Origin of the sequence: Arsenophonus nasoniae DSM 15247, from assembly GCF_000429565.1 — a bacterium.
Taxonomy (GTDB): Bacteria; Pseudomonadota; Gammaproteobacteria; order Enterobacterales; family Enterobacteriaceae; genus Arsenophonus; species Arsenophonus nasoniae.
The window spans coordinates 1-8,865 of record NZ_AUCC01000102.1 but is presented as its reverse complement, the minus strand read 5'-3'; the positions used below and the strand labels follow the sequence as shown (position 1 = coordinate 8,865).

The 8,865-nt window shown below is 36.4% G+C and carries 13 protein-coding genes; 8 read left to right on the top strand and 5 right to left on the bottom strand.

The window, feature by feature from the left end; translation table 11 throughout:
* Positions 1-104 precede the first annotated feature (104 nt).
* Entirely contained in the window at positions 105-275 is a 171-nt protein-coding gene (locus tag G468_RS23890) for a recombinase family protein (RefSeq protein WP_155847010.1), read from the top strand.
* Between the two features lie 193 nt (positions 276-468).
* A complete protein-coding gene (gene trfA, locus G468_RS0114860; protein ID WP_081700702.1) occupies positions 469-1,326 on the top strand; it encodes a plasmid replication initiator TrfA in 858 nt (285 codons plus the stop codon).
* Between the two features lie 160 nt (positions 1,327-1,486).
* On the opposite strand, the gene G468_RS23885 is transcribed toward trfA, so the two are convergent.
* From G468_RS23885 to G468_RS0114840, 5 genes are all read right to left on the bottom strand, one after another.
* A complete protein-coding gene (locus G468_RS23885) occupies positions 1,487-1,738 on the bottom strand; it encodes a hypothetical protein (protein ID WP_155847009.1) in 252 nt (83 codons plus the stop codon).
* A gap of 132 nt (positions 1,739-1,870) precedes the next feature.
* On the bottom strand, positions 1,871-2,494 hold the full coding sequence (locus tag G468_RS0114855; protein WP_026823747.1) for a ProQ/FINO family protein: 624 nt from the start codon (positions 2,492-2,494) through the stop codon (positions 1,871-1,873).
* 3 nt (positions 2,495-2,497) lie between these two features.
* Positions 2,498-3,451, bottom strand: coding sequence for an Rpn family recombination-promoting nuclease/putative transposase (locus tag G468_RS0114850; protein ID WP_026823746.1), 954 nt, complete (start codon positions 3,449-3,451; stop codon positions 2,498-2,500).
* A 32-nt stretch (positions 3,452-3,483) separates the two neighbouring features.
* Positions 3,484-3,837 (bottom strand): hypothetical protein, encoded by a 354-nt coding sequence (locus tag G468_RS0114845; RefSeq protein WP_026823745.1) that lies wholly within the window; start codon positions 3,835-3,837, stop codon positions 3,484-3,486.
* 852 nt (positions 3,838-4,689) lie between these two features.
* Positions 4,690-4,962, bottom strand: coding sequence for an HU family DNA-binding protein (locus G468_RS0114840; protein WP_026823744.1), 273 nt, complete (start codon positions 4,960-4,962; stop codon positions 4,690-4,692).
* A gap of 507 nt (positions 4,963-5,469) precedes the next feature.
* On the opposite strand from G468_RS0114840, the gene G468_RS0114835 reads away from it, so the two are divergent.
* The 6 genes from G468_RS0114835 to G468_RS0114810 all read left to right on the top strand — a co-directional run.
* Positions 5,470-6,405 (top strand): replication initiator protein A, encoded by a 936-nt coding sequence (locus G468_RS0114835; RefSeq protein WP_026823743.1) that lies wholly within the window; start codon positions 5,470-5,472, stop codon positions 6,403-6,405.
* Positions 6,406-6,535: 130 nt separating this feature from the next.
* On the top strand, positions 6,536-7,153 hold the full coding sequence (locus tag G468_RS0114830) for a ParA family protein (protein ID WP_026823742.1): 618 nt from the start codon (positions 6,536-6,538) through the stop codon (positions 7,151-7,153).
* Positions 7,154-7,187: 34 nt separating this feature from the next.
* On the top strand, positions 7,188-7,418 hold the full coding sequence (locus G468_RS0114825) for a plasmid partition protein ParG (protein ID WP_034250124.1): 231 nt from the start codon (positions 7,188-7,190) through the stop codon (positions 7,416-7,418).
* A gap of 109 nt (positions 7,419-7,527) precedes the next feature.
* Entirely contained in the window at positions 7,528-7,668 is a 141-nt protein-coding gene (locus tag G468_RS23880) for a hypothetical protein (RefSeq protein WP_155847008.1), read from the top strand.
* On the top strand, positions 7,665-8,411 hold the full coding sequence (locus G468_RS0114815; protein WP_034250123.1) for a helix-turn-helix transcriptional regulator: 747 nt from the start codon (positions 7,665-7,667) through the stop codon (positions 8,409-8,411). Before G468_RS23880 ends, G468_RS0114815 begins: the two co-directional genes overlap by 4 nt.
* A partial coding sequence (locus G468_RS0114810; protein ID WP_026823739.1) for a helix-turn-helix transcriptional regulator occupies positions 8,408-8,865 on the top strand: 458 nt, incomplete at its 3' end. The genes G468_RS0114815 and G468_RS0114810, both read left to right, overlap by 4 nt.

The window sequence follows — 8,865 nt, the reverse complement described above, 5'->3', positions numbered from 1 at the left end:
TATGCCGTGTTTGCGTTACCGCTATGCCGTGTTTGCGTTATATTTGTTGTATTTGTTTATTATGTTATAATTGATGTGATTATTAAAGTTTTAGAGGAGCGTTGATGGAAAAGCCAATGGGTGCTAAGACACCTCTTTTAGAACAGCTTAAATCTGATATTTTTGAGATGCGACAAAAGGGGTATTCATACAGACAAATAGCAGATTGGCTCAAGAAGAAAGGGATTACCGTTACTCCGATGACGGTAAATAGGTTTGTATTAAAGAACAAATGATTTTAGCCCCTGCTTGGGAAAGGCCAGGGGCTAGTAGCTAAAAACCATCAGAGGGTTTTATGTCAGCATTTATAATGATAGCTATTTGTATCGTGTTTTGTAAAGGCATTCTTTGTTTGTCCTCTATGCTACTAACTAATGCATTTTACATTTTTCTTCACTTCCTTTTTCTAGTACTAGGAGAAATTGCGTGATGAAAAACATACTAGATCGATTCAATGCATTAGCTGAAAAACATAAAAAAACAACCCAAAATAGTGAAGAAAAAATAGATTATAAGGAGTTAACTCCAACAAGTGAATCAACAGAAAAATTATTAGGGGAGCATACATATTTGCCTGTTAGTAAAAAAATACAAATCCCCGTCCCCAACGTTATTTTGCGAAGTGCCCTTTTTGGAGTGGTAGAAAAGGGGGGAAGGAAGTTCCAAAAAAATGTTATTAAGGCTACATTCAACGGTTATACCGTTAAATATACAGGGGAACAACTAGATCAAGCTGATTTGGATGTTTGGCTTGAGTGTATAAGTCGCTGTAAAGATACTCCACTGGGACATATCGTTCGATTTTCATCATATGAATTCCTGAAGGGAATAAAGCGGAGCACAGGGAAATCACAGTATGATTGGCTATATGATAGCTTAAACCGAATGCAATCCAGTAGTATTTACTTATCTGACGGAAAATATACGTATATTGGAAGTTTAATCAATGAAATATATCGTGAGGAAGAAACAGGTAAAAATTGTATATCTCTAAATCCTAAAATTATCTCTTGTTTTGGGGATTCAAGTTGGACTGGAATTACTAAAGATTTGAGATTAAAGCTTAAAGCTAAACCTCTCACTCAATGGCTCTATAGTTTTTTCAGCAGCCATGTTAAACCCTTACCTATAAAAATTGAAACTTTGAAGAAACTTTGTGGTAGTGAAATAGCTGAGTTAAGAATGTTTCGCTTTAAGATGAAAAAATCTCTTAAAGAACTATCTTCTGTTACTGGATGGTCTTGTGAAATTGATGAAAAAGATAAAGTAATTGTGAATAAAAAATAACACTCTATGTCAGTGCGTGAACACTGACATAGAGCTAATCCAAACCCTAAGAGAACTAGGAGTCGGACTATGCGAAATAGTACGCATATTGCACGCATAATGAAAGCGTGCGGCATATCAATCGAGCAGCTTTTGAGCTTTGCTCACACGTCAAAACATCTTACAACCCGTCAGAGCGAGTACCTTCGTAATATTGGGGGTGCAGCATGAACTCCGAGATGATTAAATTCTTTTTGAGTAGCGCTGTTCCTTCTGGTTTTGTTGATAGTGAAGGGGAAATTAAGGCCAACGCTAAAATGGTAGATTTTCTTGGTTTGAATAAAGATGCGCCTGAAATGGTGACTTTATTAGAGAAAATCCGCACTGAAAAATCGCCGTTTTTTGTCATTATTAAACTGGTTTCTGATTTCAAGAAAGCACCCAAAGTCTGGCACTTTCATTTTCTACCGCTTTTTTGTAGTGAAAATGGCTACCTCGGCACTTTCTTTCACGCTCACGAGTTCCTGTTTTTGTCGCCGCTGGATTATGTCGATGGCATGCAGCCTTATGCTGTGACCACAGAAAAACCTAACAAACTGTTTACTGCTAAAGAGTGGCAAGTATTGTTTTTCACGATGTACCGCTTAAGCAGCAAGGATATTGCTAAACGTTGCAAATTATCGTCAACATCCGCTTGGGTGACCTCTCCGACTATCTGACCGTCTTTGTCATAACGAAACGCCCCTAACTGAATAAGTGCGCGATAATCAGTATGATGACCAATACTCCCTAAACAGGCTCTCAAACGCCTTCTGGCTATTGGGAAACCCTTTTCTTTCACTTCTTGCCACATATCCTGCTGGATACCAAGTTTCATTAGGCACAACTTTCCATCGGGAAAAAGATAAGGCCAAAACGTGCTGATTTGTGAAATCGCTTCCTCTAATGGCAATCGCTTTTTGGGCGGTGTGGGCAGTTTTGGAATTTTAACCTTCACTTCCTGTTTAGGTTTAACAACCGATTTCTTGGGCTGCCGTTTTGCTCCTTTGGGAGGATGAGGCTTTTTTGCTTGTTTTTTGTGCGTAGCATTTACCCAGACCTTTTTACTGTAAACAGGGGTACTTGAAGTCTGTTCTTCTGGTGAAGCCTTTCTAGGGCGATTGAGGCTTAATTTCTTGCGTTCCGTCATCGTTTAATCTTTAAACAGGTTGCTCATTTCGGTATCAGTGAGCCCCGTTGATAATTTCACGATATCTCTTTCTACGCCTTTTTCAAGAAGTTGACGCGCTATCTTCATCGAAGCCTGTTTTTCGCCTTCAATTTTACCCTTCTGCATTCCCTCTTGAATGCCTTCTGCTTTACCTTGTTGTATACCTTTTTGAATTCCAATTTCTTCAATTTGTTGAGCAATCGTCATAAGTGCGCCTTCGTGTTTTTCTGATTGTCTGGCTATCTCGGTGATGAATTCCATTGGCTCTTGAGCGTTACCTTCCTGAATGAGATAGTTGAACATCGTGATGACTTGATTATCGGTATAATAATTATACGACAACAGCGTAACAATTTCATTCATAAGCTCCGTCATATCCCGTCTACGAATGTGCTTCTGTATCAACTCCAATAACGCTATTCGCTTGTGTTGCATAATCTCACCATCATCAAGCGTGGTAACATCAGCTAACTTAAACGGTTGCGTATAGATATGCTCTGCTAGTTTTCTGTCGTGAAAACAGTCTAACCAATTCGTACTATAGGGGTGAGGACTTTGTTCACCACAATAAAATAAAATGGGGAAAACGAGCGGTAATTGCCTGTGTCCGGCTTCTAGGTGCTTCTGCATGGCAGCCATACTATAGCGCATGAGTCGCCATGCCATGAGCTTATCAGGGGTGGACTGGTGCTCAATCAAAACATAGATATATCCATTACCCTTTGAGGTTCTGACTGAATAGATAATATCACTTTGGTAATTTTTCATCTCCGCATCGATAAAAGAGCCAGATTCCACCTTAAGGGAATCCAAGTCACACAGGGCTTTAATCTCATCAGGAAGCCAGATATCAAAGAAGTCTTTTGCCGTCTCTTTCTCACTTAAAAACTGACGAAATACCGCATCGTGTGGGGTTGGTGTGAATTTTTTATTCATCTTGTAATATTCGCTTTTAACTTAGAAAAATATCAATGAAGAGAGTTTGAAGGACAAGGTAAAAAGACTTTACCTTCCATTATCTCTTTGCTCACTTCCTCAAAATCATCAACATCAATTACATAGATTGTTGATGAATTTTTTGGCACAAAATAAAAATTAACGGGAGATAGCGAAAGCTCATTAGAATTAATGTAACTCACCTCTCCGACTTCCAGAAATGTTGATAATCCCTTATCGATACAGTAATCAGCAGCTTCATCGTAAGTATCAAAAAATTGTGAAGAATGCTGATTCTTAACATCAAATACCAAAAACGGTTTAGCTACAAAAGCATTGTCTTTGCGTTTGATGTTTAATTTTTTCAAACTGCGTTTTTTACTCATCTGATATTTTCGTTGTTTACATAACAAATTGCATCATAACAAACGAATACACTATATTGAATGAGCAATCTTTTCATTACATGACATTAATCCTTCAATCGATCAAAACACCTCGTTAACCAACGGGGTGTTTTTTTGAAAACTTATACTTATTTTTTATTGAGAAATAAGTGCATGGATTTGCATAAAAGTGCATAAATTTGCACAAGTTTTTTTCCACCTAAAATCACCGAAAAGGCCAGTAATGACCTAGGCTGAGTGGCATTGTGTAACTGCATAAAAAACGACACTTTTAACGGGCAGGCGTGCGGGGCTACTACTGCAATTTTTGGGGTAAAATCGGATTTTTTCTATCTAAAAACACCCAAAAAATTGATTACAGGGAATTTTAGAGAAATCGGTGAATTTTTTTATATTGCAGTTCATCTCTGGTTCGTAAATCGATTTTAAGCTACCCGTATCGCTCTGTACGGCGTTTTCGTGATTTAACTCATCAAAACGTATTGCCAATAATTTTGCGTGGCTTAGAATCGCTTATAGTGACGTTTTAATGCCGTCAGGCATGGAAGGCGACGCTCAGTAGTAACAGAAAATGATAATAGCTTAATCGCCGAAGCCCGCGAAGCGGTGAGAGATTGATATATTGCACGTAACCCATGCGTAGCATCCCTGCAAAGCCTATTGGCACGATATAACCGCGATGATGATGTTAATTGTTGAAGATGAGGTATTGAAGCATAGTTGTTGATAATTATTATCAATTGTAATACTATATGTTATCTTATTACATCAATAGTTTTACTTATTGCTTCTAGCCAACACCCGCCTGTTGGCTTTTTTTTGGCAGAAGTTTTAATTAACGGCTTCTTTCAAAGTTTTACCTGCCTTAAAACTCGGTACGTTTGAAGCAGCAATCTGTATAACCTTGCCTGTTTGTGGATTTCGTCCTTCCCTTGCTGCTCTTTGCTTAACCTGAAAGTTACCAAAGCCAACTAGCTGTACGTCACTGCCGGATTTCAAAGATTCTGTCACCGTTTCGATGAAAGCGTTCAGTGCCTTCTCTGAATCTTTTTTGGTTAAATCTGCTTTTTCAGCGATTTGATTAATGAGTTCTGTTTTGTTCATGTTTTGCCTGAATTAATAAATCCGTTAATCCTAGTGATGCTAGCTGGAGCAGCGCTATAGTGCAATGTTTCAGTGTTAATTAACTCAAAAAATCTTTTTAATTAAAACGTCTACGCTCGCCGCAAGTCTGTAACCGAGCGTAGCGAGTGAGCAGACGAGGAAGCGGAATATCACAATTGCAAAAAAGAAATACGGTCACTCAGTAGTAACATATTTTTCGGTTCAGGGTTTTTGTTGAAGTAAAAGTTATCCACAGAAAAACCTCGCGCGCGCGTAGTTATATTTAGTTATGTATAAGTTAAAAGAGTTAAAGCCAGAAAAGTTAATTTAAGTATTTGATAATTAACAATTAAACTTTCATCTCGGTGTCTGAAAGTTGATGATTGGTGTCTAAAAGTCGATAGCTGGTGTCTAAAAGTCGAAAACCATCTAAAAAACAAACCTGTCAGGTGATAGCAACACTTGACAGGCTCTAACCAACAATCCTAAAGCTCTAGGAGAGAGGCTATGGTTGATTTTACAAACAAAAAGAGAAAAAACAACTTGAAGACATTACGACCTTATAAACATAAACACCTCGAATTTTTTATTGCTGATGATGTCGATATTTCGACATTTCGTGATGAAATGGCAAGTATGGAACATCCTTTTTTTGCCTTAAAAGGCGGGGATATGAAAGTTAGAGAATATAAAAACGGTAATGTTGTCGTTATAGTGAGGCCAGCAGCCGAAATTGGATTAGCAACGATCTTTGATAAAGATATATGGATTTATGCTATATCAAAATTGCAGGAAGCGATTAATAACAATCAGCCTATTAGTCGTACTGTAGCTTTTACTCCTTATGATTTTTTTGTTACGACTAATCGAGCTAAAAGTGGGCGTGCATATGAAGATTTGAAAAAGGCGCTATCTCGATTATCTGGCACAAGGATACAAACAAACATTATTTATTCTGACAATGATAAAAAAACTATTGATTTTGGATTAATAGACAAGTGGGAAATAGTCGAAAAACAAAAAGGTAAACTTGAAATTGGTATGGTAGAGGTGACTTTGCCAGATTGGTTGTATCAAGCTATTACTAAAACTAAAGTATTGCAGATTAATCCTGATTTTTTTCGAATACGGAAAGCTATAGATCGACGAATTTATGAGATTGCTCGTAAGCATTGCGGTAGTCAACACGAATTTACCATTTCACTTGATAAATTGTATTCCAAAATAGGCACTTCTTCTCTTTTAAAGGAGTTTAAAAGAAAATTAAAAGCCTTGCTTAGATCTAACGATCTTCCTGATTATGAAATATTTTTAGACATATCAACCGATAAAGTTACTTTCAAAAATCGCAATCAAAATACTCCGCAAGCTGAAGCCTCACGTAAACAAGAGAAAGGTAAACAAGAAATTTACAAGATAAAAAAATCATTATTAAATAAATAGTTGATCATATCATATGATGATATCACTATTTGAGTGTATTGTTTTTTGAGTTAAAGATGATATAAGTTTATTGTCTTTTTGTTTAATTATGATATCATTATTAAATAATGATATTATAAATAAGGTTGCTATGAAAGTTATCTCGTTTTTAAACCCCAAAGGTGGGACTGGAAAGACTACAGCAACGATTAATATTTCAACTTGTTTGTCAAGGCAGGGATTGAATGTTGCTGTTGTGGATACTGATCCTCAAAGAAGTTTGACTAATTGGAATAAATTACAAAAAGCAATTTTTGATTTATATACATCAGAAAGTGAGAAAGATGTTTATCAAGTAAGAAAAGAATTAAATGAATATGATTATGTTATTATTGATGGTGCAGGTTCTTTATCAGTGATTACCTCAGCTGCAGTAATGGTGAGTGATTTGGTAGTAATACCTGTGTCTCCTTCTCCATTAGATTTTAGCGCATCAGGTAGTGTTATAAATGTCTTGGAAGCTCAAGAATTCAGTCGTAAAGTTCCAGCATGTTTTCTTATATCTAGAATGGTTGCTAATGCAAATATGTTAGATGTTTTGAAATTAAGTATTAATAATACCAAGTATCCTAGATTGAGAACAGGTCTTACTAACCGACAATCTTATATTAAAACATTAATTAATGGGGAAACTATCTTTGATAGCAAAGATACCAAAGCTATTGGAGAAATAGAAGTTCTTACTCAAGAAATAATTAACATGATATGATAATATCATCATATTGTTATTTAGTGAGATTATCATGACGTTAAAAAAACAAAATAAAGAACAATCGGTTATGGAGTTTGGGGAACATACCGATTTAAACAAGATACTAGATAATAAAAAACAAAAAGATAAGAGAATTCAATTTATCATCGATGAAGATCTGCATACTGATTTCAAAATTCAATGTTTAAAAAACAGGGTTGATATGTCTACAGTCTTAAAAGGCTTAATAAAGAATTGGTTAAAGAAAAACGGAAAATTATAAAGAAAAAATTTTAAGTTAAACTGAATTAAAAATTAATAATCACTCTTCGTCAGTGAACCAACACTGACGAAGAGCTAATCCAAAACCTACCGAAGATAGGAGTCGGACTATGCGAAATAGTACGCATATTGCTCGCATAATGAAAGCGTGCGGCATATCAATCGAGCAGCTTTTGAGCTTTGCTCACACGTCAAAATACCTTACAACCCATCAGCGTCAGTACCTTCGTAGTATTGGAGGTGAGGTATGAAATATTTAACTTCAAACAACCAACCGAATTTATTTTTGAATGACAAAGAGATTAATTATGTCATCAACTCTTCTTTGGAGCGCGAAATTAATAAAATTGGCACGTTGAAATACTCCTATTCTGTCATGGATAAAAATAATCCGAACCGTTATTTTTGTTTGTCAAATTATCCCGAAGAATGGGTTGAAATTTACAAAGCAGAAAGCTACCAGTATGTTGACCCACTGATTAAAAAATCATTAAACCGGACTTTGCCGTTTTTTTGGGATGAAAATATTCTCATCAATTTGAAATTGACGTTAAAAAAGATAGTGAATGCCACAAAAAATTGTGATTGTTGTGGTGGTCATACTTTCATCTTTCATGACCTCAACCACTATTTGGCACGGTTAAATGTGATTTTCGATGACCAAAATTCTCCTGAACTGGAAAAACAAATTAAAGAAAAACTGCAAATGTTGCTGATGGTCACGCACAACAAACTGATTGACGCTTATACCGAACGCAGCAATGAGGGTAAAAAGGCGACGGTAATATTTAGCCCGAGGGAAAATGAAATCCTTTACTGGGTGAGTTTGGGAAAAACGTATCTTGAAATCGCGATGATATTAGGTATTAAAACAGGCACAGTTAAATTTCATATGAGCAACGTAGTGAAAAAACTGGGCGTATGCAACGCGAAACAAGCGATAAGAGTCAGTGCTGAACTCGGCCTTATCAAGAGACTTGGGGGTGGTGCATGAAACCTCAGATGATTCAATTTTCATTGAGCGCTAATGTTCCCTGTGGTTTTAGCAATAGCGAGGGAAAAATTCAGACTGATGCCAAAATGACAGATTTACTTTTTAAGTTAATCCGTACTCTTGAAATGAAAACATTGATAGAAAAAGTACAGATTGAAAGATCCCCATTTTTCGTAATATGCCATTTGCCATCTGATTACAACAAAGCGCCCAAAGTTTGGCAATTCCATTTTTTACCGATTTTTTGTAGTGAAAATAGCTATCTAGGCACTTTCTTCCTCGCCCATGAATTCCTGTTTTTGTCACCGATGGAATATGTGGAAGGTAGACAGCCTTATTCAGTTACTACGGAGAAACCTAACGAACGGTTTACTGCTAAAGAGTGGGAAGTTTTGTTTTTAGCGTTGCATCGCTTGAGTAGCAAGGAAATTGCTAGAAAGTTAGGTATTTTTCC

Bases quoted from the DNA above. Each gene is read 5' to 3' on its own strand.
- G468_RS23880 (WP_155847008.1), top strand. From the start codon at position 7,528: ATGCGAAATAGTACGCATATTGCTCGCATAATGAAAGCGTGCGGCATA.
- G468_RS0114845 (WP_026823745.1), bottom strand. From the start codon at position 3,837: ATGAGTAAAAAACGCAGTTTGAAAAAATTAAACATCAAACGCAAAGAC.
- G468_RS0114825 (WP_034250124.1), top strand. From the start codon at position 7,188: ATGACGTTAAAAAAACAAAATAAAGAACAATCGGTTATGGAGTTTGGG.
- G468_RS0114855 (WP_026823747.1), bottom strand. From the start codon at position 2,494: ATGACGGAACGCAAGAAATTAAGCCTCAATCGCCCTAGAAAGGCTTCA.
- trfA (WP_081700702.1), top strand. From the start codon at position 469: ATGAAAAACATACTAGATCGATTCAATGCATTAGCTGAAAAACATAAA.
- G468_RS23890 (WP_155847010.1), top strand. From the start codon at position 105: ATGGAAAAGCCAATGGGTGCTAAGACACCTCTTTTAGAACAGCTTAAA.
- G468_RS0114850 (WP_026823746.1), bottom strand. From the start codon at position 3,451: ATGAATAAAAAATTCACACCAACCCCACACGATGCGGTATTTCGTCAG.
- G468_RS0114830 (WP_026823742.1), top strand. From the start codon at position 6,536: ATGAAAGTTATCTCGTTTTTAAACCCCAAAGGTGGGACTGGAAAGACT.
- G468_RS0114835 (WP_026823743.1), top strand. From the start codon at position 5,470: ATGGTTGATTTTACAAACAAAAAGAGAAAAAACAACTTGAAGACATTA.
- G468_RS0114840 (WP_026823744.1), bottom strand. From the start codon at position 4,962: ATGAACAAAACAGAACTCATTAATCAAATCGCTGAAAAAGCAGATTTA.
- G468_RS0114815 (WP_034250123.1), top strand. From the start codon at position 7,665: ATGAAATATTTAACTTCAAACAACCAACCGAATTTATTTTTGAATGAC.